31 protein-coding genes and 1 tRNA gene are annotated in these 25,308 nt (G+C 43.4%); 7 read left to right on the forward strand and 25 right to left on the reverse strand.

All coding sequences use genetic code 11. From position 1 onward, the window contains the following. Window positions 1-59 precede the first annotated feature (59 nt). The 4 genes from GMC92_RS09295 to asnA form a co-directional block, all read right to left on the reverse strand. A complete protein-coding gene (locus tag GMC92_RS09295) occupies window positions 60-1,142 on the reverse strand; it encodes a SepM family pheromone-processing serine protease (protein WP_155200241.1) in 1,083 nt (360 codons plus the stop codon). Beyond that, window positions 1,126-1,614, reverse strand: coding sequence for a pantetheine-phosphate adenylyltransferase (gene coaD, locus GMC92_RS09300; protein WP_155200242.1), 489 nt, complete (start codon window positions 1,612-1,614; stop codon window positions 1,126-1,128). The genes GMC92_RS09295 and coaD overlap by 17 nt, the downstream gene beginning before the upstream one ends. Next, window positions 1,604-2,143: a 16S rRNA (guanine(966)-N(2))-methyltransferase RsmD gene (rsmD, locus tag GMC92_RS09305; protein WP_031575882.1), complete on the reverse strand. Its 540-nt coding sequence runs from the start codon at window positions 2,141-2,143 to the stop codon at window positions 1,604-1,606. Before rsmD ends, coaD begins: the two co-directional genes overlap by 11 nt. A gap of 247 nt (window positions 2,144-2,390) precedes the next feature. Further along, the gene (gene asnA, locus GMC92_RS09310) at window positions 2,391-3,383 is read right to left on the reverse strand and encodes an aspartate--ammonia ligase (RefSeq protein ID WP_125826160.1); all 993 of its coding nucleotides are present in this window, start codon (window positions 3,381-3,383) and stop codon (window positions 2,391-2,393) included. A 160-nt stretch (window positions 3,384-3,543) separates the two neighbouring features. Here asnA and GMC92_RS09315 point away from each other — a divergent pair, with 160 nt between their 5' ends. Genes GMC92_RS09315 through GMC92_RS09330 form a run of 4 tightly spaced genes read left to right on the forward strand, consistent with a single transcriptional unit; the run spans window position 3,544 to window position 6,311 of the window. Next, entirely contained in the window at window positions 3,544-4,221 is a 678-nt protein-coding gene (locus GMC92_RS09315; RefSeq protein WP_004219840.1) for a helix-turn-helix domain-containing protein, read from the forward strand. Between the two features lie 2 nt (window positions 4,222-4,223). Beyond that, window positions 4,224-5,636 carry a Y-family DNA polymerase gene (locus tag GMC92_RS09320; protein WP_155200243.1) on the forward strand — a complete coding sequence of 471 codons (1,413 nt, stop codon included), beginning with the start codon at window positions 4,224-4,226 and terminating at the stop codon, window positions 5,634-5,636. Then, window positions 5,633-6,004, forward strand: coding sequence for a hypothetical protein (locus GMC92_RS09325; protein WP_013903193.1), 372 nt, complete (start codon window positions 5,633-5,635; stop codon window positions 6,002-6,004). Before GMC92_RS09320 ends, GMC92_RS09325 begins: the two co-directional genes overlap by 4 nt. Next, complete coding sequence (locus tag GMC92_RS09330; RefSeq protein WP_003005875.1) at window positions 5,985-6,311, forward strand: DUF5960 family protein; 327 nt, start codon at window positions 5,985-5,987, stop codon at window positions 6,309-6,311. Before GMC92_RS09325 ends, GMC92_RS09330 begins: the two co-directional genes overlap by 20 nt. A 52-nt stretch (window positions 6,312-6,363) precedes the next feature. On the opposite strand, the gene GMC92_RS09335 is transcribed toward GMC92_RS09330, so the two are convergent. The 10 genes from GMC92_RS09335 to GMC92_RS09380 form a co-directional block, all read right to left on the reverse strand. Next, window positions 6,364-7,080 (reverse strand): YebC/PmpR family DNA-binding transcriptional regulator, encoded by a 717-nt coding sequence (locus GMC92_RS09335; protein ID WP_003005873.1) that lies wholly within the window; start codon window positions 7,078-7,080, stop codon window positions 6,364-6,366. 120 nt (window positions 7,081-7,200) lie between these two features. Further along, complete coding sequence (locus GMC92_RS09340; protein WP_155200244.1) at window positions 7,201-8,298, reverse strand: nucleotidyltransferase; 1,098 nt, start codon at window positions 8,296-8,298, stop codon at window positions 7,201-7,203. Window positions 8,299-8,304: 6 nt separating this feature from the next. Beyond that, window positions 8,305-9,045, reverse strand: a complete 741-nt coding sequence (locus GMC92_RS09345) for a class I SAM-dependent DNA methyltransferase (protein ID WP_277754530.1) — start codon at window positions 9,043-9,045, stop codon at window positions 8,305-8,307. Window positions 9,046-9,252: 207 nt separating this feature from the next. Continuing rightward, complete coding sequence (gene rsfS / locus GMC92_RS09350; RefSeq protein WP_003005865.1) at window positions 9,253-9,606, reverse strand: ribosome silencing factor; 354 nt, start codon at window positions 9,604-9,606, stop codon at window positions 9,253-9,255. A 14-nt stretch (window positions 9,607-9,620) separates the two neighbouring features. Then, window positions 9,621-10,121, reverse strand: a complete 501-nt coding sequence (locus GMC92_RS09355) for a cysteine hydrolase family protein (RefSeq protein ID WP_118396855.1) — start codon at window positions 10,119-10,121, stop codon at window positions 9,621-9,623. After that, the gene (yqeK, locus tag GMC92_RS09360; protein ID WP_155200245.1) at window positions 10,122-10,718 is read right to left on the reverse strand and encodes a bis(5'-nucleosyl)-tetraphosphatase (symmetrical) YqeK; all 597 of its coding nucleotides are present in this window, start codon (window positions 10,716-10,718) and stop codon (window positions 10,122-10,124) included. After that, a complete protein-coding gene (locus GMC92_RS09365) occupies window positions 10,715-11,347 on the reverse strand; it encodes a nicotinate-nucleotide adenylyltransferase (protein WP_155200246.1) in 633 nt (210 codons plus the stop codon). Before GMC92_RS09365 ends, yqeK begins: the two co-directional genes overlap by 4 nt. A 21-nt stretch (window positions 11,348-11,368) precedes the next feature. Further along, window positions 11,369-11,680 (reverse strand): ribosome assembly RNA-binding protein YhbY, encoded by a 312-nt coding sequence (yhbY, locus tag GMC92_RS09370; RefSeq protein WP_003005853.1) that lies wholly within the window; start codon window positions 11,678-11,680, stop codon window positions 11,369-11,371. A 222-nt stretch (window positions 11,681-11,902) separates the two neighbouring features. Continuing rightward, a complete protein-coding gene (gene yqeH / locus GMC92_RS09375) occupies window positions 11,903-13,009 on the reverse strand; it encodes a ribosome biogenesis GTPase YqeH (RefSeq protein ID WP_031575855.1) in 1,107 nt (368 codons plus the stop codon). A 2-nt stretch (window positions 13,010-13,011) separates the two neighbouring features. Further along, window positions 13,012-13,539 carry a YqeG family HAD IIIA-type phosphatase gene (locus tag GMC92_RS09380; RefSeq protein ID WP_118095844.1) on the reverse strand — a complete coding sequence of 176 codons (528 nt, stop codon included), beginning with the start codon at window positions 13,537-13,539 and terminating at the stop codon, window positions 13,012-13,014. Between the two features lie 182 nt (window positions 13,540-13,721). Between GMC92_RS09380 and GMC92_RS09385 the strand changes: the two genes are divergently transcribed. Then, window positions 13,722-14,336 carry a TVP38/TMEM64 family protein gene (locus tag GMC92_RS09385; protein WP_155200247.1) on the forward strand — a complete coding sequence of 205 codons (615 nt, stop codon included), beginning with the start codon at window positions 13,722-13,724 and terminating at the stop codon, window positions 14,334-14,336. Between the two features lie 153 nt (window positions 14,337-14,489). Here GMC92_RS09385 and GMC92_RS09390 read toward each other — a convergent pair whose 3' ends face one another. The 10 genes from GMC92_RS09390 to rlmD all read right to left on the reverse strand — a co-directional run bounded on the left by GMC92_RS09390 (window position 14,490) and on the right by rlmD (window position 23,686). Next, a complete protein-coding gene (locus tag GMC92_RS09390; protein ID WP_173019418.1) occupies window positions 14,490-15,245 on the reverse strand; it encodes a protein NO VEIN domain-containing protein in 756 nt (251 codons plus the stop codon). A gap of 70 nt (window positions 15,246-15,315) precedes the next feature. Continuing rightward, window positions 15,316-17,967 carry a valine--tRNA ligase gene (locus GMC92_RS09395; protein ID WP_070594362.1) on the reverse strand — a complete coding sequence of 884 codons (2,652 nt, stop codon included), beginning with the start codon at window positions 17,965-17,967 and terminating at the stop codon, window positions 15,316-15,318. A gap of 27 nt (window positions 17,968-17,994) precedes the next feature. Next, window positions 17,995-18,564 (reverse strand): GNAT family N-acetyltransferase, encoded by a 570-nt coding sequence (locus GMC92_RS09400; RefSeq protein ID WP_070450257.1) that lies wholly within the window; start codon window positions 18,562-18,564, stop codon window positions 17,995-17,997. Further along, window positions 18,551-19,129: a flavin reductase family protein gene (locus GMC92_RS09405; RefSeq protein WP_070450254.1), complete on the reverse strand. Its 579-nt coding sequence runs from the start codon at window positions 19,127-19,129 to the stop codon at window positions 18,551-18,553. Before GMC92_RS09405 ends, GMC92_RS09400 begins: the two co-directional genes overlap by 14 nt. 372 nt (window positions 19,130-19,501) lie before the next feature. Next, entirely contained in the window at window positions 19,502-19,849 is a 348-nt protein-coding gene (locus GMC92_RS09410; protein ID WP_003011968.1) for a helix-hairpin-helix domain-containing protein, read from the reverse strand. 180 nt (window positions 19,850-20,029) lie between these two features. After that, window positions 20,030-20,284, reverse strand: a complete 255-nt coding sequence (locus GMC92_RS09415) for a DUF1912 family protein (RefSeq protein ID WP_013903179.1) — start codon at window positions 20,282-20,284, stop codon at window positions 20,030-20,032. Between the two features lie 2 nt (window positions 20,285-20,286). After that, window positions 20,287-21,633, reverse strand: coding sequence for a DUF438 domain-containing protein (locus GMC92_RS09420; protein ID WP_155200249.1), 1,347 nt, complete (start codon window positions 21,631-21,633; stop codon window positions 20,287-20,289). Then, a complete protein-coding gene (locus tag GMC92_RS09425) occupies window positions 21,630-21,866 on the reverse strand; it encodes a DUF1858 domain-containing protein (protein WP_155200250.1) in 237 nt (78 codons plus the stop codon). Before GMC92_RS09425 ends, GMC92_RS09420 begins: the two co-directional genes overlap by 4 nt. A gap of 13 nt (window positions 21,867-21,879) precedes the next feature. Then, window positions 21,880-22,323, reverse strand: a complete 444-nt coding sequence (locus tag GMC92_RS09430; protein WP_024054661.1) for a cytidine deaminase family protein — start codon at window positions 22,321-22,323, stop codon at window positions 21,880-21,882. A gap of 10 nt (window positions 22,324-22,333) precedes the next feature. Further along, complete coding sequence (gene rlmD, locus GMC92_RS09435; protein WP_003011951.1) at window positions 22,334-23,686, reverse strand: 23S rRNA (uracil(1939)-C(5))-methyltransferase RlmD; 1,353 nt, start codon at window positions 23,684-23,686, stop codon at window positions 22,334-22,336. Between the two features lie 37 nt (window positions 23,687-23,723). On the opposite strand from rlmD, the gene recX reads away from it, so the two are divergent. Both recX and ntdP read left to right on the forward strand, forming a co-directional pair. Further along, entirely contained in the window at window positions 23,724-24,506 is a 783-nt protein-coding gene (gene recX / locus GMC92_RS09440; RefSeq protein ID WP_155200251.1) for a recombination regulator RecX, read from the forward strand. Between the two features lie 95 nt (window positions 24,507-24,601). After that, window positions 24,602-25,135 carry a nucleoside tri-diphosphate phosphatase gene (ntdP, locus tag GMC92_RS09445; protein ID WP_003011689.1) on the forward strand — a complete coding sequence of 178 codons (534 nt, stop codon included), beginning with the start codon at window positions 24,602-24,604 and terminating at the stop codon, window positions 25,133-25,135. Window positions 25,136-25,233: 98 nt separating this feature from the next. Here the strand turns inward: ntdP and GMC92_RS09450 are convergent. After that, window positions 25,234-25,307: transfer RNA gene (locus GMC92_RS09450), tRNA-Pro, on the reverse strand. Between the last annotated feature and the right edge of the window lies 1 nt (window position 25,308).

Here is a 25,308-nt window from a genome sequence, read left to right on the forward strand (position 1 = left end):
TCCTATCTGCCAACTCTACCTCGTACTTTCAAGTACGAGACTGATCTAACAAGATACTTCTATTTCTTCTTCAAATAATCAATGGCGTCTTGAAGGGTTTTGACGGGGACAATTTTCATCTTCGAATGAATTTGTTTCGCGGCTTCTTTAGCTGTTTCATAGTTTGATTTGGCCTTGGGATTGGCTTTCTTTTCTTCTTTGGAAACAGGGTTATTAGGGGCAAAGAAAATTTCTGCTCCTTCTTTATCGGCTGCGACGACTTTCTTGTCAATCCCACCGATATCGCCAACCGTTCCATCTTGGTTAATGGTTCCTGTCCCTGCAATATGGCGTCCCTGACGAAGATCTGGATCAGCCACTTGGGTGTAGATGGCTAAGCTAAACATCATACCGGCACTTGGTCCACCAATCCCTTGGGTCGCAAATTGGACAGGAACATCGCCTTTGGCTTCAGTCCGGTCGATCAGGCTAATCCCAATTCCGTTTTTCCCGTTGGACAATTTGATGATCTTTCCATCTGCTGTCTTGGTTTGTCCATCCTCAATATAGGTCACTGAAACGGGATCGCCAATTTTTTGAGAACCAACATAGTCAATCAATTCTTTGGAACTCTTAAAGGTCTTGCCGTTCACACCGGTGACGGTATCCGCAATGTTCAAGATTCCCTTAAAGGTCGAATCATCTGCCACCTGCATGACATAAACACCTAGAAAGTCCATCTGGGTTTCTTTTCCAGCTGTCTTTAACCCTTGGTAGATGGCCATATTTTGCGAGGTTTCCATATAGAATTGGTTAATCCGCGTAAATTCTTGGCTCGAACTACCACCTGTCATATCCTTGGCAGAGTAGATATCTGTAAAAGGGGTCGCCCAAGCATAGATCAAATCAGCCGGAGTCGCTTCTTTCACTGCTACGGTTACAAAGTCATAAGACCCTGACTTGGTATCCATTTTTCCATCGACTGTCATGACCGATCGAATGTCTTCGGCCGTTCCTGGCATCTCAATATAATAGGGAAGGCGAATCACAAAAGCAGTTAGCAAAAGGAGCAAGAAAAGAACGCCTGCAATCGGCCATCGGTATTCTTTCAATCGTCCTTTTTTCTTTTTTGTAGGCAAGCTTGGTTTATTCGCTTGTGTCATCTTTGATTTCCTCCATTACACTATTTGGTACATAAGGTGAGATATCCTGCTGAAAAGCCAGCAACTCTCGAATACGCGTTGAACTAATGGCCTGGTAAGGAGGCTGGGCATAGAGATAAACCGTCTCCAATTCAGGCGCCAACTGGTGATTAAAATAATCCATATTGGCTTCGTATACCAGATCCTGTGCATTGCGCAAGCCCCGGATCAAGGTGATGACCCCAAGATTGCGCGCCACTGTCACAGCCAACTCTTGAGTCGACGTCACAATTTCAACATTTTCCAAATGAGCCAAGGCCCCTTTCACCATGCGCACGCGTTGCTCAATGGAAAAGAGTCCGACTTTTTCCGGATTATAAAAAATTCCGACATAGACACGGTCAAACAAGCGACTAGCTCGCTCGATCAATTGCACATGCCCAATGGTAATCGGATCAAACGATCCTGTAAACAATCCATTTCTATCTGACATATACTGTTACCTTACTAATTCCATAGATTTTTTCTTTCCAGATTCCCACTTGTCCGATTTCCTCAGGAAGTTCTACATGTTTATCGGTTTCACACACAATCATGATCTCCTCTGACAAGAGTTGTCGCTCGCACAAGGTTTCGATATCGCGAACAATCTCTTCCTTGGCATAAGGAGGATCTAAGAACACCAAATCAAAGGTGCCTGTTAGGAGGCCCAAGGCTTGCTTAGCCTCCATTTTTAGCAGTTGAAACCGTTCCTTTTCCTTGGTCATGGCAATATTGGCTGCTACAATTTCCTGCGCTCTACGATCTCTTTCCACTAGAACGGCCTCTGACATGCCTCGAGAAACGGCTTCGATAGAGAGCCCACCGCTTCCTGCATAGAGATCCAGCACTCTTCCACCATCAAAGTAAGGACCAATCATATTGAACATGGCCCCTCTGACCTTATCAGAAGTCGGCCTGGTTGTTTTTCCTTCAAGTGTTTTGAGGGGACGTCCCCCATAGGTTCCAGATACTATTTTCATAGGGACCATTATACCAAAAAAAATCAGAAAATTGCGATTTGATATGGTCAAGCGATAATTAAAAGAGGCTGGGACAAAAGTCCTAGCCTCTCAATTATTTTTGGATTGTCGAGTAAGACGCAGTGGTTGAGTGGGCTCTACTACGCTGATTTCATCAGCTTTTACAGCCCTACTCAACTGTGCGGAGGTGGGACGACGAAATCGAATTCTAACGAATTACCGATTTCTGTCCCACTCTCTTTCTTCCTTATAGGATATTTTCATATTCATCGCGGACAGATTGAGGCCAGACACTGGTTTGGACTTCACCGATATGTTTCTTACGAAGCAAGAACATAGCCAAACGAGATTGTCCAATCCCTCCACCAATCGTGAGTGGGAAGAGACCATTTAACAAAGCCTTGTGCCACTCTAATTGGAGACGATCCTCGTCCCCTGTGATCGCAACTTGACGGCGAAGCGTATCTTCATCGACACGGATCCCCATTGAAGACAACTCAAAGGCTGAACCTAGAACGTCATTCCAGACGAGGATATCGCCATTCAAGCCCTTGTAGCCATTTTCAGACTCTGTTGTCCAGTCATCGTAGTCAGGTGCACGTCCATCGTGTGGTTTGCCATCTGCAAGCTCTCCACCAATCCCGATCAAGAAAACGGCTCCGAATTCTTTGGCAATGGCATTTTCACGCTCTTTTGGAGTTAAATCTGGATAGCGTTCCACCAATTCTTCTGTGTGAACGAAGGTAATTTGTTTTGGAAGAACTGACTCAATGTCATAGCGCGCTTCTACTGCTAGTTCTGTTAAACGAATCGCCTTGTAGATTTTTTCAACCGTTTCTTTGAGGTAGGCGATATTGCGTTGACCATTTGGGATGACCTTTTCCCAGTCCCATTGGTCTACATAAACAGAGTGGATAGCGTCTAGCGAATCTTCATCTGGACGAAGAGCCTTCATATGGACAAAGAGACCTTCTCCTTCGCCAAAACCAAAACGTGCCAAAGTATGGCGTTTCCATTTTGCGAGTGAATGCACGACTTCATAAGTCTCATCAGGAATTTGAAGGACCTTGACAGATACCGGATTTTCAATCCCAGAAAGGTTATCCTGCATCCCGTCTCCGACCTTGCTCAAAATTGGTCCTTGGACTTCAATGATGTCCAATTTATCTTTTAAATATTGTGTGAAAGTCGTTTTAACAAACGAAATTTCTTTTTGTTGATGGATAAAACTTTTTTTCATATAATTCCTCGTTGTTAGAAGTTGTAAAACTGATTATACTCCTTTTTCATTCAAAATCCAAGCCTTTTCATTCGTTTTCAACTGAATTTTTCTCTTGCAAAAAGGATTCATTTTTGATAAACTATATGTAACTTTTAAAACGTTACATAGGAGAAGCAACATGTTTGATGCAAAAAAACTAAAAGAAAGACGCCTGGAAAAAGGCTTGACCCAAGCAGATGTCTACGAGGATCTCAAGATTTCTCGCAAGACTTACTCCAGTTGGGAGAATGGCTTGGCGGAGCCACACGAAAAAAATCTCAGGAGGTTGGCCAAGCGCCTCTCCGTTAAAGAGGACTACTTTATTAACAAAGACTCCGCACTCTACACCTACCCTTTATTAACCCCACCTCATCAAAAGAAAGTCGACCAGTTGGCCAGCCAGTTATTGGAACAGCAGCAAAAAGTTGTTTCCTTGACTGCTTATAAGGTTCTTTCGATTGAGCTAGCAGCCGGTTTAGGACACACCTTTTATGACAACGAAACGGACTATGAAACTGTCTATTTTGATCAAGAGATCCAGCACGATTTCGCTTCTTGGGTATCCGGAGATTCGATGGAACCTCTCTATCCCAATGGCTCTGTTGCCCTCATGAAGCAGACTGGTTTTGACTATGATGGTGCTGTCTACGCCCTCATCTGGAATGGAAAAACCTACATCAAGAAAGTCTATCGGGAGGCTGAAGGCTTGCGCTTAGAATCCATCAACCCTGACTACGATGATTTATTTGCTCCCTATGAAGACGAGCCCAAAATTGTCGGCATTGTGGTCGGGCATTTTCTTCCACTTGAGGTGTAAATATGCTATTTGATTATTCACGTGAGCCTCATTCTGATATTGCTTTTGTGGATATGAAAAGTTTTTATGCCAGTTGTGAATGTGTCCGTCTAGGGCTCAACCCCTTGACGACTTCCCTTTGCGTCATGAGTCGGAGCGACAATTCTGCTGGCCTGATTTTGGCGAGCTCTCCCGTTTTCAAACAAGTATTTGGCAAGAAAAATGTCAGCCGTAGCTACGACCTACCTTTTGACCTCAAAACCAGAAAATTTAATAGCTACGTCGCTAAAAAACAAGGATTGCCAACAGATCCAGCCTTTATTGCATCCATTGAATCCTGGGCCAAGAGGACCCTGATTGTGCCTCCACGGATGAATGCTTACATTCAGGTCAATATGGAGATTCAAAAAGTCTTTCAGGAATTTGCGGCACCAGATGATATTTTCCCTTACTCGATTGACGAAGGCTTTATCGATCTGACTTCTTCCTTAAATTATTTTATTCCAGATCCCTCCCTCTCTCGAAAGGAAAAATTGGATCTCCTTTCTGCCAGGATCCAAAAAAGGATCTGGCAGGAAACTGGAATCTACTCTACCATCGGCCTCAGCAATGCCAATCCCCTTCTTGCCAAGCTAGCCTTGGACAATGAAGCCAAGCATTGCCGAAATATGCGCTCCAATTGGTCTTATGAAGATGTAGAAAGTAAGGTCTGGAAACTGCCCCAGCTCACTGATTTTTGGGGCATTGGACGTCGCACTGAAAAACGATTGCAAAAGATCGGGATCACGTCGATTGCCGAACTGGCTCAGGCTCACCCAGATCTCTTAAAGAAAGAATTCGGGGTCATGGGCCTTCAACTGTGGTTCCATTCTCATGGCATTGATGAAAGCAATGTCCACAAGCCTTATCGTCCGAAATCACGAGGCATTGGCAACTCTCAAATCTTGCCCTATGACTACCATCTACAAACCGACATTGAACTGGTATTTCGGGAGATGGCTGAACAGGTGGCTATTCGCTTGCGACGGAAAAAAAAGAAGACCCAGCTGGTCTCCATTCATGCCTCCTACTCCAAAATCGAGGGACTTCCGTCCATTCACTGCCAGCAAAAGATTGAGCCCACCCAATCCACCAAGGTTTTATCCGATACGGTTCTGCGACTCTTTCGCTCCAAGTACGAAGGAGGAGCCATTCGGCAGATTGGTGTTTTTTATGGAGAACTTGTCGAGGAGTCTCTTCAACTCCTTTCTCTCTTCGATGACCCAGTAGCCTTGGAAAAAGAGGAGAAACTCCAGCAGACCATTGACCGCATTCGGGATCAATTTGGCTTTACCTCTCTTCAGAAAGGCTCCTCATTACTAGAAAACTCACGCGCCATTGCACGCAGTAAACTAACAGGCGGACATTCCGCAGGAGGCTTAGATGGATTAATATGATCGACCGTTCTTATCTCCCTTATCAATCCGCCCGAGAATTTCAAGATCGTGGCATGGCCAAATGGGCTGGCTTCTTTTTATCCGAGCACACAACCGCCCTGCAGACAAAAGAAATTGACCGCAGTCAGCTCACGGTTCTTCCACTTGCTGAACAGATCCAGCTCCTGGAGCAGGCCTTTCAACAACAAACGACGATCTCGATCACAACTCTAGAGGGGAATCAATTTGCTACCTACACAGGTTCGATTCACACCTTATCTGCTTCTGAGCTTCTTCTCAAAAGCGATGGCCACTACCACCGTCTCCTCGTAGACTCTATCATTTTTATTGAATCTGAGGAAACACCCTATGAAACCTATTCAGACTAAACACGAATTACAATTTGATTATTTTTCGGAGAATTACCACCAATTTGAGATGGACTTTTACAAGTGGGCCGCTACTTCTACGCCACTCGTCTTTTTAGAAGACGATATTCTCCACTCTATGGCAGCAGGCCAGCGAAACTACTTTCGTCTTCACCACACCAAAAGTCGGGATCATCGAGACCATTATTTCTATTTTAAAGTTTCCACACTCTCCCAATCACCCCTGACCCGTATTTACGCTTATACAGGACATCACTTACAAAAGATAGATCCTCATCAGACAGAGAAAAAGGATAGCTTGATCTGAGAAGCTATCCTTTTTCTTAATTTATGGGATTCACTACAGTCCTTACGAGTGATTAGAATCCATCTACGTTTGTGTAGATTTTTTGTACGTCCTCGTCGTCTTCAAGAACGCTGTAAAGTTTTTCAAATGTTTCCAAATCTTCACCTGACAACTCAACTTCTGATTGAGGAATCATTTCCAATTCTGTTACTTGGAATTCTTCGACACCTGATTCACGCAAAGCAACGATTGCTTTGTGAAGATCAGTTGGAGCAGTGTAGACTGTGATCGTTCCTTCTTCTGCTTCAACATCATCTACATCCACATCTGCTTCAAGCAAAAGCTCAAAGATGGCATCGGCATCATCACCAGCAAAGACGATAACACCCTTGTTGTCAAAGAGGTAAGATACAGAACCTGAAGCTCCCATGTTCCCACCGTTTTTACCAAAAGCAGCACGGACATTAGCAGCTGTACGGTTGACGTTTGAAGTCAAAGTATCAACGATCAACATCGAACCATTTGGTCCGAACCCTTCGTAACGTCCTTCTGTAAAGGTTTCGTCAGTGTTTCCTTTTGCCTTATCGATTGCTTTATCAATCACGTGTTTTGGCACTTGCGCTTGTTTAGCACGGTCAATAACGAATCTCAAAGCAGTATTTAGTTCTGGATCTGGTTCACCCTTTTTAGCAGCTACATAGATCTCCACACCAAATTTGGCATATACTTTTGAGTTGGCACCATCTTTGGCAGTTTTCTTGGCAACAATATTGGCCCATTTACGTCCCATGAGGATTCTCCTTAAATTTTTTCAAATTATTTTCAATCTTTTATATTATATCACAAATCACAAGACTTGGAAGAGTTTTTTGCGTATCCTTCCAATTGTAGTTGCTCGACTATTCACCCTTTATTGATCTTCCACCCTCACTGGCACCCGACCCCAGATCTGATCTCGCAATTGGGGATGGCCTAGCTGATACACCTGATCCGCTTGTTGGGTCAAAGCATCCCAAGGTTCCTTACCGATTCGAGTCACGATTTCTACTGATTTTTTCAAGCCTTTGAGGTGGGCTTGTCCCTTTGCGGAAAATCCTAAGACATGAATGGCATCAGGAAGAGCTTGATCCATCGCCCCTACCAAGATATAGGTCAAGATGCGGCGCACACGCGCCTTGGTATAGCGCTTGGTTGCGACTTTCTCCACCAGGTCTTCCACAGAGCTAGCACTCCGAACCGCATCCTTTATCCGATTGGCCAGTTCTTCATTGACCTGAAAAATCTGTGTCAAATCCGAATGGGTTAGGATTTGATAACGGAGCAGTTGGTCATAATTCTCCCAAGATACCTGTGGAGCCGACTGAAAGAGTTGGCTATTGGGCATGAATCTAGCGACAAAGTCCTGATCTTCCTTGTGTAGGCGTAGACTAGTGGCAGAAGCATAGGCCACTTCTTTTTCTTCTGAATGGTAGCCTGCACCTTGCCGTTGGATAGCCTTGAGCGCAATCCCCTTCCCAGCACAAGCCTTGGCATAGGCCAAGCCCAGGATATGATTGGGAGTATCTCCTGTGAACTCCACTCCAGCAAAGGTTTCCCACATTTTTTGGGTCTTTTGTGGATAGGATAAATCTTCTGGAAGGCTTCGCAAGAAAGCTTCCATTTCCTCCTCTTTCTCCGAATAAACAGTCGCAATCGCTTGGTAATCTATGACCGCTTCTGTCCCAAAACTCAATTGGTCGATTCCTAGACGGGACAAGATTTCTACCGCTCCCTTGGCAAAATGATCAGCCGACTGAACAGCCACGAGAAAGGGGAGCTCGACCACCAGATCCGCTCCATTTTCCAGAGCCATCTGCGCACGTATCCACTTGTCTACAATGGCAGGCTCGCCACGTTGAACAAAATTCCCAGACATAGCGACGATTTTCACCCCTTCTGCCTGTTCCAGCAAGTACTTGTGACCATTGTGAAAGGGATTAAATTCTGCAATAATACCTGTAACTGTCATGCTGTCCTACTTCTGTGCTACAAAAAACCAACGTTTGCTGGTCTTTGTTGGCTCTTTGTCTTCAAAGTCTGCATACAATTTGAAAGATTTAAAGCCAGCCTGCTCCAATAAGATGTCATAGGTTAAAACTTCATAAGTGCGTTCCTCATGAACTTCATCGTGCCGACTAAAGCTGCCATCCTCTTCTTGGACAAAGAAGGTTAACTCATGGACGATCGAGTGAGGTGCCGCATCCTCATAGGTATCCCAGAGCATAGCAAAGTCTTCGGCATTTTCGTGGTAGGAATATCCTGGGAAGACCTCATCCGTCTGATAGGTCGAATGGACATCAAAGATAAAGACTCCGTCCTCATTGAGGGCGTTATACACTTCTTTAAAGACATCCCCTACTTCTACCTCGTCCTGCATGTAGCAGATAGAATCCGAGTAGCAGGTTACGAAATCATAAGTGCCTGCTTGCGACAGGTCCAGCATATTGCCCTCGATAAAATCAATCTTTTGCTTGGCTGAAGCAGCTCTTTTTTCAGCAATCTTCAACATGTCAGCACTCAGGTCTAACCCTGTCACATCAAATCCAGCTTGAGAAAAGCGAACAGACTGAATCCCTGTCCCACAAGCCAATTCCAGTAATTTTTTCTTATCTTTTGTCTTTGGGAGATGGCGGAGGGAAAAATCCGTCCACAAATCATACAGACTGTCATCCATGACCGCATCATAGACCGCCGCAAAGGTTTCATAAGTAGCCATATTCATGATACAAAGAGCGTTAAAAGCAAAGAGAAAATAGGAAACTTTCTGCCCTATCCTCAGATACAAAGGAAGTTACTCTTTTTCTCACAGCTTTTAGCTCGTGTTCCGTTACCAAACTAACTTAACACGAGGCCCTATCCTTTCTTTCCATAGAATTTCAATTTAACCAACAAAACTCAGTTGCTACCAACTGAGTTTACCTGCTTATGCTAGGGCTGCTGAAAGATCGACAGCACTTGCTTCGTGCCATAGCTTTTCTAGGTTATAGTGGGCACGCATTTCTTCTGAGAAGACATGGACCACCACACTACCTAAGTCAAGAAGGACCCAACCTCCAGCTGAATCACCTTCGACGTGGCTGGCATTGCCACCAGCTTCAACGACCTTCTCGCGAATATTTTCAGCGATAGCCTCCAATTGGCGGCTGTTCATAGAGCTTGCGATGACAAAGTAATCTGTCACGCTGGTTAAGCTTTGAACATCCAAAGCTACAATGTCTTCTGCACGCTTTTCATCTGCTGCTTTGACAACTAGTTCAAGTAGTTCTTTTTCTTTCATGTAATCCTCTTTCCTTAAAAAATTGATTTGTAATCTAAGACATCCGCAAAACGTTCTGCCCAAATATTTTCATAAAATTCATTAAGCGTTTCTGCCGGAATATCCTCTCCATCAAAGGTTGTGACAGCTCCTTCTGGAATGACCAGCTTGTAGCCATATTCAAATCCCACTTTGACGGATGTATCGACACAATATTCTGTCTGCATACCACACAGGACCAGTTGTTCAATCTCTTGTTGATCCAAGTATTCTTTTAATCCTGTCTCTTTAAATATGCTATTGTATCGCTTCTGAAACACCTTTTCATTCTCCTGTCTTTTCAACAGAGGAGATAATTGCCAATCTTCCGAAGTTAAAGCCTCAGGCGTTTCAATATGCTGCATGTAGATAATTTCAATCTGCTCTTTTCTAGCCTGATCTTGCAAATAAGCGATCTTCTCTAAGAGCTTTTCTGTCTCAAAACCTGTTTCCACTAAGATATTTTGTACATCAATAATGATAAAAGCTGTCTTCACTCACTGCTCCTCTTTCAAATACTTCACAAAGGCATTATAGGTTTCGATGGTTTGGGGATAAATGGGCAGTCCTTGGTGGGCCAAGTGTTCGACTGTGCGAGCCGTCTCATAGGCCACCGCACGATCCAAGGAGACTTGGGCGATTTCACGAGCTTGATCTACCCCTGGAAAGGCCCGGTTATGCTCAATATAATCTGCCACATAGACAATCTTGTCTAAGGTTGACATCTGATCACTCCCAACCGTATGAATCTCAATACTGCGAAGAATGGCTGGATCTGTCAGTCCTAGATCTTCTTGGATCTTATAAATCCCGACCATCCCATGCCAGACATTGTTACCCCAGTTTTTTAATGCTGGATCCAGCTCATAGCGATCAATCAAGTCCAGAAATTCCTGATCTGATAATTTCTTGGCGTAGTCATGTAAGAGACCTGCTAGGCCAGCCTGCTCTTCGTCAGCCCCATAGCGTTTGGCCAAGTCACGCGCAGCCTTCTCAACCCCTAAACAGTGGGTTAGCCGCTTTTCTGGCAGGATTTGACGCATTTTTTCAAGCAAGACCTCACGAGAAAAGCCTAGATAGTTTTCATAGGTCATTGATACAATCCTTCTTTCTTGATGTAGTCCAAGACTGGTTTTGGCAACATAAAATTCGGCGTCCGGCCTTTGGCTACAAAATCACGTACCATACTAGAGGAGATGTCCATGAGAGGAACATCCACCCAGATCACCGGATAAGAAGTTCCTGCCTTATAGCGTGGTCGCTGTACTCCGACAAATTGCACAATCTCCACCAATTCATCGATGCGGTGCCATTTTGGTAAATAATCTACCATATCTGCACCAATGATGAAGTAATAATCTGTGTCTGGATCGCGTTCATTGAGCAAGAGCATGGTGTCGTAGGTATAGGAAATCTCTTTCCGCTCGAGTTCAATCGTCTCGATCTCCAGACCTTCAATGCCTTCAATGGCTAATTCCAGCATCTTAAGGCGATGGTGCTCTGCAATCGTCCCCTTGGCATCGACATGCGGCGGCTCATACTCAGGCATCAAGAGCACCTTATCTAACCCTAATTGTTGGCGCACTTGATCCGCAACGACCAAATGGGCATTATGGACCGGATTGAAATTTCCACCCAAAATACCAACTTGTTTGCGTTTCTTGTCTTTGATCTCTGGCTCTAACTCTACCTTGGTAAAGGGAGTCAATAGTTCAATTGCCATAGGTTTGCTCTCCTCGATGTCCTAAATTTCTTTTACCTTCGCTGAAATTTTACGATTTTCTTTTTTGCTCGATTGTTTGAACAAGATGAGAATCCGACCAATCTTTTGGACAGTTTCCACACCGATTTCCTCTTCCAAGATTTCGGCTACTTCATGGATATTCTCATCCGTATTTTGAAGAAGGGTCACTTTGATCAGTTCGCGCGCATCAAGCGCTTGGCGCACACTGGTTTTGATTTGGTCATTGAGCCCATTCTTCCCGATTTGGATAATGGGCTTGAGGCTGTGGGCTTGGCTATTGAGGAAAGCCCGTTGTTTAGATGTTAATGTCATATTTTTACTTCCTTTTTTTGATCGTTATTTTAAGTGGTGGGCACGGCCGGAACTAATTTTTCAAAGATCTCATCTTTGAAAAATGGATTTCCTCACCTCAAAATGGAGCCTTGGTCTCCATTTTGCCCTTGCCAATCGATCGATTGGCAACTACACCACGACAATAACGATCTCTTTATGAGCTCACTTTGTTCGCTCTTCAGATATATTTTTTCCTGTTTTTTAAATAATAGCTTTGCGGGTAACGACGGCGACGCCTTCTGGTGCCCAGACGGCTACTTTGGCTTCTCCATTGACGCGGATCCAGCCGAGTCCTGAGATGACCAGGTCTGTCTTGTCCTTGATGGTAAACTCATGGGAAATCAAAGGCGGGAATTCTTCTTTTTCCTTGCTATTGGGTGGAGTTAATAGGCCGCCGACATGCTTGTCATAAAAGGCGGTCGCGCCCTCTAGCTTGGTTCGGTGAAGCTTGAGTTCGTTATCAAAGAAAGCGGTGAAACCTTGCTTTTCCCCCTTAATAAAGTCAAAACGTCCTAGACCACCCAAGAAGAGGGTTTGCTCTGGATTAAGCTGATAAGTCTTAGGCTTGATTTCCTTTTTAGGGCTGACATACTTGAGATTTTTTGCTGTCAAGTAATGAGCCATCTGGTGGCGATGGATAATCCCTGGGGTATCGTAGATGTAGGATCCATCGTCCAATGGGATTTCGATCTTGTCCAGTGTCGTCCCTGGGAAGCGAGAGGTCGTGATGATATCCTTGTCTCCAGTGATTTCTTGGATGATTGCATTGATGAGGGTCGATTTCCCTACGTTGGTCACACCCACCACATAGACGTCACGGCCCTTACGGTACTGCTCGATCTTTTCCATCAAGTCCTTGATCGCACTCTTATTTTGAGCAGAGGTGAGGACCACATCAACAGGACGCATGCCTTCTTCGTGGGCCCGTTCCATCAACCAGTGGGTCACCTTGCTATCCTTGACAGACTTGGGCAAGATGTCTTTTTTGTTTCCGACCAAGAGGACATCATTTCCTGCTACAAAGCGTGGTAGGCCAGGGATAACGGATCCATTAAAATCAAAAATATCCACTACATTGACCACGAGAGCATCACTATCTCCTACTTCGTGAAGGAGTTTTAGGAAATCATCATCTGTCAGATGCACATCTGTGATTTCATTATAGTGACGCAGACGGAAACAGCGTTGGCAGTATACTTCGCCTGTTTCCAAGCCCTTTTCAAGAGCTGATTGGGGAGTATAGCCTAGCCCCTCTTTGTTTTCTGTCTGAATGGGGGCTCCACAGCCAATACAGAATAATTCTTCCATTCTTAAATTCCTTTTTTGTATACAATCGGACCATATTTCTCGGCCATTTGCTTCATGACTCGGCGTTCACGCGCCCGGTTGATCTGGGTCTTAATCGAGTCATGCTCAACCAAAGGCTTGACCAAAATCGAACGAATGCCTGCACGATGGGCAGCCCGGATATCGGTCATCAGTTGATCCCCGACCATGACCACTTCATTTTTCTCATAGTGGAAACGTTTGAGGGCACGATCAATCCCAAAGGTAAAGGGCTTGAGCGACCAAGCTTCATAGTCAATATCAAATTTCTCAACAGCTCGCTTGACCCGTTTGGGACTATTATTAGACACCACGATAACCCGAATCCCTCCATCACGAAGGTCATGCAACCACTGGCGCATCTCGGGAGTCCCATCCGGATTATTCCAAGCAATCAAGGTATTATCCAAATCCACAAGGACCGCCTTAATACCTTGTTTTTTCAAGTCTGTAACGGTGAGATCATAGGCTGCTTCCACCGCAAAATCTGGTTTGTAATTTTCGATTGACACGTTTTTCTCCATTTTTTATACTCCTTTCATTGTAGCATAAAAAGACCCATTTTGCACTCGCTTCACGACTAAAACAACGACAGACTCCTATCAGGTCAATTTCACTGCTCAAAAAATAGACAAAATCCTTACAAAGTTCCAAAAACATGATATAGTAGAAGAAAAAGAACTCGGAATTTTTTATGAAACAAACAAACTTAAAAGAGGTCTCTCCTCTTCTCCAGCGTATCATTAATTGGTCGTCCATCATTGGAGCTCTTGGGACCTTGGCCTTTTGTATCTGGGCCTACTTTGCTGGCATTCTCCAATCCAAGGAAACCCTGTCTGCTTTTATTCTCCAAGCAGGCATCTTTGGACCACCTCTCTTTATCTTTCTTCAGATCCTTCAGACAGTGGTCCCTATTATTCCCGGTGCCCTGACATCTGTAGCAGGTGTTTTCATCTACGGTCACATCATTGGGACTATCTACAATTACATCGGTATCGTGATCGGCTGTGCCATTATTTTCCACCTTGCGAGAATGTACGGACCTAAGTTCGTCCAATCCATGGTCAGTCAGAAGACCTATGACAAGTACATTGGCTGGCTTAATGAAGGCAAGCGGTTCGATCGCTTCTTTATCTTCATGATGATCTGGCCCGTTAGTCCTGCCGACTTCATCTGTATGCTGGCAGGTCTGACCAATATGACTTTCAAACGCTACATGACCATTATCATCCTCTGCAAACCCATCACCCTGGTCATCTACACCTACGGCCTAACCTATATCATTGATTATTTCTGGAAAATGGTCTAAAGCATGACACCACCTCCTAAAGACTAGGAGGTGGTGTTTTTGTAAAAAAGAGAAACTTAACCAATTTTTTTAAATTACTCTATCTATGGTTATCCCATTCCATCTATGAGCTCATATCAGTAAGTGTAGTAAGCGCTGATACGTTTACATTCATTAATATAAATCTTCCAAACTTCTATATTCAACGACTTCATTTTTAATAACATTTTTTTCAAATTCAAAATGGTTAAGTGGATTATCAATCAATACCAATCTTGGAATATCGTCGAGATTAGTGACTAGAGATAGAATAAAATCTGATTGATATTCCTTAGCTTTCTCAAATTCTTTGGAGGTCAAACGAATACGTCCTTTAGGTTTTCGGATACCTTTAACCTCAGCAAGGTATGAATGTTCTTGAACATCTACTTGGAAATCATATCCATCACCATAAAGACGGGCATCAGTCAATTGGCCACCTTGAAATTTTTCTTCCTTATCAAAATGGTGTATGAAATAATTCTCTGCTTCCATTCCAGTTTCTTGTAGGCGTTTGAATTTCGTACGAACGATTGGCTTTTCAACGATGGTTATACCTGTTTTCTTCCCTTCACTTGCAAGCAGCATTTTGACTATTTCTGCAAAACCGTGAACATCCTCATTTCCAAACATCGTGTCAATTAAATCTTTTCGAAAACGGTAGACTTCAGCTTTTTGCCACCAACCTTTTCGATTGTTATCAAAATAGGGGTCGAATAAATCCATTCTATTTTTGACGACACCCGTTGTTTCTGCAACGCCTAAAGAAACTATGTAACGATAAAACTCGGATTTACTAGAGCATTGAAATTCCTTTATAAAAGTATCATCAAACTTAGCAAGACCATAGCCAATCAAGTTTAACAATTCATAGTGAGGGTGTTTAGACATAACTTTCTCCATCAATAGATATTGATTTCATTATACCAAAAAAACACGGCATACCGCCGTGTTTCTAGGTTTATTTCACCAACTTCTTCATCTCATCGATACGTGCGACTGTCGCGTCGTACTTCGCTTGGTAGTCGGCTTGTTTGTCGCGTTCTTTTTGGACGACTTCTGGTTTGGCATTGGCTACGAAGCGTTCGTTGCTAAGTTTCTTACCAACCATGTCGAGTTCTTTTTGCCATTTGGCTAATTCTTTTTCAAGGCGAGCCAATTCTTCTTCGACATTAAGAAGATCAGCGAGTGGTAAGTAGATTTCTGCGCCTGTGATGATACTTGACATAACCAAGTCAGGAACTTCTACATCTGCTGCAATTTCCAAGTGTTCTGGGTTTGTGAAGCGTTTGATGTAGTTGACATTATCATTAAAGAAAGCATCGAGCTTGCTGTCGCTTGTCTTGATCAAGATAGTGATCGGCTTACTTGGCGCTACGTTCACTTCTGCACGTGAGTTACGAACGGAGCGAATCACATCTTTGAGAGCTTCAACGCCAGCTGCTGCTTCCTCGTTTTCAAACTCTGGACGAACCACTGGGTATTCAGCAGTCACGATCGTTCCTTCAGAGATTTGGCCGTAGATTTCCTCAGTTACGAATGGCATGATTGGGTGAAGGAGACGCAAGATTTGATCCAAGGTGTAAAGAAGAACCGAACGAGTGATGACTTTTTCGTCCTCATTGTCGCTGTAAAGCACTTCCTTAGTCAACTCAACATACCAGTCCGCAAACTCATCCCAGATGAAGTTGTAGAGGATGTGACCAGCCACACCAAATTCGAACTTGTCAAAGTTCTCAGTAACTTTTCCAATGGTTTCATTGAGGTTGTGGAGAATCCAACGGTCTGTGACATTACCTGCTTGACCAGCAGCCACTTTAGCTACATTTTCACGCGCCACATCCAAGGTCAAACCTTCATTGTTCATAAGGATATAGCGAGAGATGTTCCAAATCTTGTTAATGAAGTTCCATGAAGCATCCATTTTCTCATAAGAGAAGCGCACGTCTTGCCCTGGTGCAGAACCGTTTGAAAGGAACCAACGAAGGGCATCAGCACCGTATTTCTCGATAACATCCATTGGGTCGATACCGTTACCAAGAGATTTCGACATCTTGCGTCCTTGCTCGTCACGAATGAGACCGTGGATAAGGACATTTTGGAATGGCTGACGACCTGTGAATTCCAATGATTGGAATATCATACGGGACACCCAGAAGAAGATGATGTCGTAACCTGTAACCAAGGTTGACGTTGGGAAGTAACGTTTGAAGTCTTCTGAGTCGACATCCGGCCAGCCCATAGTTGAGAATGGCCAAAGGGCAGAACTGAACCAAGTGTCCAAGACGTCTTCATCCTGTTTCCATCCGTCACCTTCTGGGGCTTCTTCGCCGACGTACATTTCACCCTCAGCATTGTACCAGGCAGGGATTTGGTGACCCCACCAGAGCTGACGAGAAATAACCCAATCGTGGACATTTTCCATCCATTGAAGGAAGGTATCGTTGAAACGAGGTGGGTAGAATTCTACTTTGTCGTCTGTATCTTGGTTTGCGATAGCATTTTTCGCCAATTGGTCCATCTTCACGAACCATTGCGTAGACAAGCGTGGCTCAACCATAACTCCAGTACGCTCTGAGTGACCAACTGAGTGGGTCATCTTCTCAATCTTAACAAGCGCACCGATTTCTTCTAACTTCTTGATAACAGCCTTACGAGCTTCAAAGCGGTCCATGCCGTTGAATTCACCAGCCAATTCATTCATGGTACCATCATCGTTCATAACGTTCACTTGCGGAAGATTATGACGTTGACCAACCAAGAAGTCATTCGGGTCGTGGGCAGGAGTGATTTTCACCACACCAGTACCGAATTCAGGGTCTGCGTGTTCGTCTCCAACAATTGGGATTGGCTTGTTCAAGATTGGCAAGATAACATTTTTACCAATCAAATCTTTATAACGGTCATCATTTGGGTTAACCGCTACGGCTGTATCCCCAAACATAGTTTCAGGGCGTGTTGTTGCTACTTCAAGGGCACGTGAACCGTCTTCCAACATGTAGTTCATGTGGTAGAAGGCACCTTCCACATCCTTGTGAATAACCTCGATATCAGAAAGGGCTGTACGAGCTTTTGGATCCCAGTTGATGATAAATTCACCACGGTAGATCCAGCCCTTCTTGTAGAGCTCTACAAAGACCTTACGAACGGCTTTTGACAACCCTTCATCAAGGGTGAAACGCTCACGAGAATAGTCTACAGAGAGCCCCATCTTGCCCCATTGTTCCTTGATAGTCGTCGCATATTCGTCTTTCCATTCCCAGACTTTCTCAAGGAATTTTTCACGGCCCAGGTCATAACGAGAGATGCCATCTTCAGCCAAACGCGCTTCTACTTTAGCTTGAGTGGCAATCCCAGCATGGTCCATACCAGGAAGCCAAAGCGTGTCGAAACCTTGCATCCGTTTTTGACGGATGATGATATCTTGCAAAGTAGTATCCCAAGCGTGACCAAGGTGAAGCTTACCAGTTACGTTTGGCGGTGGAATAACGATTGAGTAAGGCTTAGCCTTTTTATCGCCTGAAGGCTTGAAAACATCCTCATCAAGCCATTTTTGGTAACGACCAGCCTCAACCTCGGCTGGATTATATTTAGGTGAAAGTTCTTTAGACATGTGTGTGTCCTTTCTAGTTATTTCTTTTTAATGTTGATTTTGAGCTTCCCACTCACTCTTTAGCAAGCCGTATCTCAAATCATCACAGCGATTGCCTTGGGCATCTTTACGGTCTCTTATGCGTGCTTCAAGGGTGAAACCAAGCTTCTCAGCAACTCGTTGACTTTGGACATTGTAGCTAAAGCAAGACAATTCTACCTTATGAAGCCCTAGTTCTTTAAAAGCCAGGTCAATCAAGGTACGCGCTGCTTCGGGTACATAACCCCGGCCCCAATAGTCTGGGTGCAAGGTATAGCCAATCTCCAGCACATCGTCTTCGTGGCGATGGTTGAAGTCAACAGAGCCAATGATTCTATCGGTTCCTTTGACCACAATGCCGTAACCAGCTGGAAGATTTTCTTTTTGATTGCGATCGGGAATGATATGCTCTAGATAATAGATCTCGTCTTCCAAGGTCTTGACGGGTGGAAAGCCTGCTGGGTAAGAGACTTCTGGAAGACTGGCGTAGGCATGGATGTCCTCAGCATCCGCCACTGTTCGGACTCGTAAGACCAGACGCTCCGTTTCGATTCGTTCTGGCAGCTCAGCTCTTGTCATTCTTCTTCCTCGCTTTCTTCATAAAGCTTCCCATGGGGTCGACTCGGTCGTCCAGATAACGATAAACGCGCTGATGGCCGTCCCCCATAAAGTAAGTCGGTGCAAAACGGTCATTTTTAAAATGCCCCTTATCATCTAAGAGCTCTGGATCAGCCAGTCGCTCAAGAATCTTTGCAAAGATATGGCAAATGCCATCTTCCTCGATAATCCGATCTACCTGGCAATCCAATACGACTGGACAGGCCTCCAAAATCGGAGCCTGGGTCAGTTCAGAAATCTCATAGTCCAACCCTAAGTGATCCAACTTCTCCCGATGGCTGATAAAGCCAGCCTGCTCCATCTCCAGCATAAAGTTTTCATCAGGGATGTTCACAGTGAACTGTTGATAATGCTTAATCTGGTCTGCCGCATTTTCCTCAGCACCAACCCCTATGACGAGCCAATCTCCCAGACTATAAGAGGAACTGCAGGTTGTGATATTGTGCTCAAAGTTCTGGTCCTGATACCCCAAGATGAAGATCGGAAAACCATAGTAGAGTTTACTGGTGTTAAAAGATTGTTTCATGACAACCTCCTTTGGCTAGGGGTGTAAAAGAAAAATAGTCCCTGTCATTAATCTGACAGGGACGAATGTGTTGATCCGCGGTACCACCCAAATTCGGGCAAAGCCCGCATCTTTAATCTTCTTGTTTCACTTTTATGACGTCGTTAGCTCGTCTTGGCGTACTTCAGTACAGCCTGCAACTCGCCGCCTAGTCCTAAAAGGAAACAAAAAGATTTATATTTCATTTTTTAATTTCATCCATTAGCAACCAGTTTTGACACATTTGTGGACTTCTCAGCACCGCCACTTTCTGTAAAATGTGGGATTCAAAACACCTCTAATAGGTTCATTTTAGCAAGTTTTCCTTGAAATAGCAAGAAATCACAAAAGCAATTATTTAAATTTAACGCCTAGTTCTTTCAATTTCTTGATCGTAGCTGGACCGATTCCTTTAAGGGCCAACAACTCTTTTTCTGTCCAGTTTGCGAAGTCCGCAACAGAGCGAATACCTTCATCATAGAATGTTTGCGCACGATCAAGTGCCACACCTTCCAAACTTGCAGCAAATTCTTCCACTGAAGAAGCCGCTTGTTTCACTTCTTTCGCCACTGCTTTTGTAGCTTTCTCAACCTTTTTAGGTGCTTCTTTCACAGCTGCAGTTACAGTTGCGACAGCTTTTTTCAAAAGATGTCTATTTTGATGTTTGTATTGTTTCGCACGGTTTACGTTCTTCTTTGCCATTTTTCCTCCTAAATTCAGTGATCAATTCCTAAGGCAACAAGGTTTCATCACCATAATTCCATTCAATAATCCGTTGATGTCATTTCAACTTTTTTATTGTATCACAATCCCTTAAAAAATCAAGTCATTGCTCAATTTTCAGGTAAATCTAGCCAGTAAAACGCCTTCAATAAGGCCATTTTAATATTTTCTTTCACCAAAGAGGCCATCTGGTAAATCATGAAATCCTTTTCCAGCATGGAAATTTTCAAACTTCCCTTGCAAAAACTGATAAGCATCTAAACGGCTTTCATAGCGAATCATGGCAATTTTAGCTCGCTCATCCTGGTCTTCATCAAAAACCTTCTTACTCTCTTCGAGAGCCATTTCATTGATCATGACCTGGGTCTTGATCCACTCCTCAAACTCCTTCATAAACTCTGTTTCGTAACTCATCTTTACTCCATTCCTCTATAAAAATCCGTATCGATCTCTCGATAAAGTTGAATGTCCTGAACATATTCCAAGACACCTTGAAAGTCTCCAGCTTCATCACGCACTGCTGCATAGGTGACATGGACAAATTTCCCACGCGATTCTGATTTGAACCACATTTCATACTTGTCTTTTTTCCCTTCACGAAGTCCCTGCATGATGGCTTTGACCTTCTCCAAATATTTCGGTGGGTGACACAGCTCAACATTGCGTCCTACCTGCGATGGCGTCCTCTTAAAAATCATTTCCTCAAAAGGCGCAGCATCGTTGTAATATTGGAAAATATCATCCTTATTGACAAAGGTGATCTCCATCGGCAGATGATTCAAGATCAAATTCGCTTGCTCCACAGATAGAAAGCCATGGCCAAAAGCTTGTGGCTGCTTGCGATCGAAGCTCTCTTCTTTTTTATTAGGCGTGAAGGTAATGGTCAATTGCCCCTCAGGAGTCTCAATGACCCGACGATTCTCATCTCCTTTTGAAGAAGGAAGTGGTTCAGTTGAACCATCTGACTCTTCAGACGCTTCCTCCTTGAAGTCCACGCGTTTCGGCACCCACTTTTCACTCGGAAGGATAATGGCATAACCATAAGCATCACTTTCTTCTGCAATGGAGAGCCAGTCATCCTGGGTAAAGGACTCCAGCAAAATCATCAAGAGGATCGACTCTTCCTTGAAGATCATGCCCTCAAACTCTTGCGCAAAGGCTTCAAAGAGCTCCTTGACTTCAGAAATACTAGAATCCGGTAATTTTTTGGCCGCATCCAAAGCTTTCGCAAAGAGTTCTCGAATCTGGTCATCCACTCCCCACATCACTTTTGGTGGGGAATCATGCCCATATTTTTCCATAATCGGAAACATCAACTCTTCCTTACGACGGTAATGCCGGTCAAATTGACCCACTAAGCCCAGCTGACGTAACAAGCCCTTATGAATCTCCTGAATCATCTCAGGATCCTCAGTCGTCTCATAATTGTCTAGCAAGCGGCGTACCCGCATCATAGCCGCACGAAGAGCTAAGTTCTCCTGTTTAAAGATTTGAACAGGATGACCTGGATGGTCAGTATCTGCAACTTCGACCCCTTGAACCGCATTCTTAAAGAGATTGGCATGGACATCACAAAGCTCCATAACATCTTCAAAAGTGACCCCTGCATCGGAGTTCATCAGTTCATGCTCCATAAGAGAGATCTCAATCGCAGAAACCCCTGCAAAGGTCGCATCAAACCGTTCCTGAACCGACTCAGGAGAGGCTCCATGATGAAGCTCTAATAAGATATCTCTTAAGACGTGAATTCGTTCATCACTCATTGTTCTAGCCCCACTACTTCATAGCCGTTAGCCTCTAGGGTTCGCACAATCTTCTCCATAGGGGTACCTTCTAATTTTGATCCTTGTTTCAAGGAAACCTTGCGCCCAACTGTATTGCGCATGATCGGATTGGCTAAGGGTTTAAAGCCCAACTCCACCAACAAATCCAATACTTCCGGATGTTGATCAATAACTTGAGCAACTGGAATCGATACATCAATAACATTGTCCATTTATTTATTTCCTTTACTCATTCCCTTTATTTTCTCTTTGACGAGCCCGCTCTTCGCCCCACCAAAGAGGCATCAGTTCTCCTAAAGTAATGGTCTTGCGGCTCTCATAATCCACCATAAATTCTAGATGACGATTCTCTGCATCTAGCTCAAGGAGAAATTCACGACAGGCCCCACAAGGCATCCCTGAGCCTTCTCCATAAGGAGGCTTGTCTCGAAAAGCAATAATGCGCTTGACCTTGGTCTGTCCTGATTGTTGATACATGTTGAAGAGAGCTGCTCGTTCGGCACATAAATGAAAGACGCCACAGGTTCCTTCCATACAAAAGCCCGTAAAAATCTGACCATCTGCAGCCTCAACAGCAGCAACCACATGTCGAGCATAGACAAAATCTGAAATCTCTTGAGGCGCATAGAGAGCTTTCGCCTCAAGATAAAGTTTTTCCCAAATATCCATTCTTCTTCTTTCACTTCTTCACTAATTTCACAACTGCTTCTGTCCTTGCAGTATGGGGAAACATATCCACTGATTGAATGTATTCAACCTGATAAACCTTTGTCAAAGCCACTAGATCCCGTGCCAAAGTAGAAACATTACAAGAGACATAGACCATCTTTTCAGGTGCATAGTGCAACAAGGTCTCGATTAATTTTGTCCCCAAGCCCGTACGAGGTGGATCCACGATCACAGCATTAGCCCGATAGCCTTCTTGGTACCAGCGAGGAATAATCTCTTCTGCTGTACCAGCCTCATAGTGGGTATTCTCAAATCCCATCCGTTTAGCATTGTATTTGGCATCCTCAATCGCTTCAGGAATAATATCCATCCCCCGAACACTTTTCACTCTATTAGCAAAAGCAAACCCAATCGTTCCGACCCCACAATAGGCATCAATCAGGTGATCCTCTGGAGAAACATCTAGAGCCTTGACAGCCTCACTATACAATACTTCAGTTTGTTCCGGATTCAACTGGTAAAAGGCTCGAGGAGAAAGGGAGAATTCATAATCCAAAACACCTTCCAAAATAGCCTCTTCTCCCCAAATAATCTGCGTTTGTTCCCCGTAGATTTCACTGGAACGAGACGTATTTTTATTAACGGCAACTGTGACAATCTCAGGGTGCTTTGTGACCAAGTCTTGCACCAAATTGTTTACGTTAATCTGACGACTGGTGACCACAATGATCTGAACCTGACCAGACTTCCGAGCCCGTCGAACCATCATGGTTCTAACACCCAGTTCTTTACGCTCATCAGCAATCGGAATCTGATAATAGGTCAATAAATCCGCTAGATCGTTGGCGATAGCTTGAATAACTGGATCTTGAACCAAACAATCTTTTAATTCCACCAAATAATGTGAATTTTGAGCATAGAGGCCCGCCTTCACCTGACCCTTGAATTTCCTTGTTTGAAATTGCAATTTTGCCCGATAGTAAAGAGGCTCCTGCATTCCAATTGTCGGCCGAATATCATACTGTTCAAATCCTTCAGGTGAGAACTTCTTCAAGGCCTGTTGCAACAAATCTGTCTTAAACTCCAGCTGCTTGTCATACTTCAAATGCATGATTTGACAGCCCCCACAGGTCTCATAGATATCACACATGGGCGTCACACGAAACTTAGACGCCTTATTCACAGATAGGAGTTTGGCTTCCGCAAAATTTTTCTTGACACTTGTAATTTGGCAGAAGATATCTTCTCCCTTCAAAGCACCTGGCACAAAGACAAGTGTTTTTTTATAAAAGCCAATCCCTTCTCCGTTAATTCCCATTCGTTTAATTTTCAAAGGAATTTTTTGTTTTACTTTAACGTTCATATCCCTATCTTAACACATTTTTCGGTATAATAAAAACATGAAAATTACAAAACTAGAAAAGAAAAAAAGACTCTACCTCCTGGAATTAGACAATGATCAAAAACTTTATATTACAGAAGACACCATCGTCAAATATTTCCTTTCCAAAGATAAAGAAATCAGTGAAGAAGAACTAAAAGAAATCCAAGAGTTTGCTCAATACTCCTATGGTAAAAACCTGGCCCTGTACCATCTTTCTTTTAAAGCTCGGACAACAAAAGAAGTCAGAGACTACCTGACAAAATATGAGATTGAAAGTGGCATTATTGATAAAGTGGTCCAACACCTAAAAGAAGACAAGTGGTTAGATGATCGTCAATATGCAAGAAACCTGATAGAGGCCAACCTTCTCAGTGGCGATAAGGGCCCTGCCTTATTACAACAAAAAATTCAACAAAAAGGGATCCCAAAATCTCTCCTACAAGAAATACTTGTAGACTATGATTTTTCAGAAGTGATCTACCGTACCGCAATAAAACTCCTAAAAAAATACCAAGGTAAATATCCGTTAAAAGCCATTGAAACGAAAATCATCCAAGCACTCATTTCAAAAGGCTTTACATACAACCAAGCGAAGATAGCATTCCAAAATCTCGAGCTCGAAACAGATGAAGAAACAACCAATGAGCTCATTCTAAAAGAGTTAGAAAAACAATACCGTAAATACAGTAAAAAATATGAAGGCTATGACCTCAAACAACGCTTGACTCAGGCACTAGCCAGAAAAGGCTACGATTATAGTAATATAACATCAGCCATTAGAGAATACTTAGATTCATAAACCAAATTGAAAATTAAATAGAAAAATAAGAAAAAATTTGAAAAAATATGATACAATATAGAGGATATACTTAGATTGTAGAAAGTTGGTAAGTTATGAAACTACCTAAAGAAGGCGACTTTATTACAATTCAAAGTTATAAACATGATGGCAGTTTACACCGTACATGGCGTGACACCATGGTATTAAAGATAACCGAAAATGCAATTATTGGAGTAAATGATCATACACTTGTTACTGAAAGTGATGGTAGACGTTGGATCACGCGTGAACCAGCGATCGTTTATTTCCATAAAAAATATTGGTTTAACATCATCGCCATGATCCGTGACAATGGTGTGTCTTACTACTGTAACCTAGCAAGTCCTTTTTATATTGACCAAGAAGCCTTAAAATATATCGACTATGATCTCGATGTCAAGGTTTTTACGAATGGTGAAAAAAAATTGTTAGATGTTGAAGAATACGAGCAGCATAAAGAAAAAATGCACTATTCAGATGACATCGACTTTATTTTAAAGGAAAATGTTAAGGTTCTAGTAGATTGGATAAACCAAAACAAAGGTCCTTTTTCTGAGGAATATATCAAAATTTGGTATAACCGTTATGTTGAACTGCGAAATAAATAAAGTTGGAAAGAGCGCAAGCTCTTTTTTCTTGTAAAGAAATAAGAAAATCATCTACAAAAAAAGCCTAATGACAATCATTAGACTTTTTCAATACACTATCGGGAAGACAGGATTCGAACCTGCGACACCTTGGTCCCAAACCAAGTACTCTACCAAGCTGAGCTACTTCCCGA

It is taken from the genome of Streptococcus parasanguinis (assembly GCF_009717775.1).
GTDB lineage: Bacteria > Bacillota > Bacilli > Lactobacillales > Streptococcaceae > Streptococcus > Streptococcus parasanguinis_AG.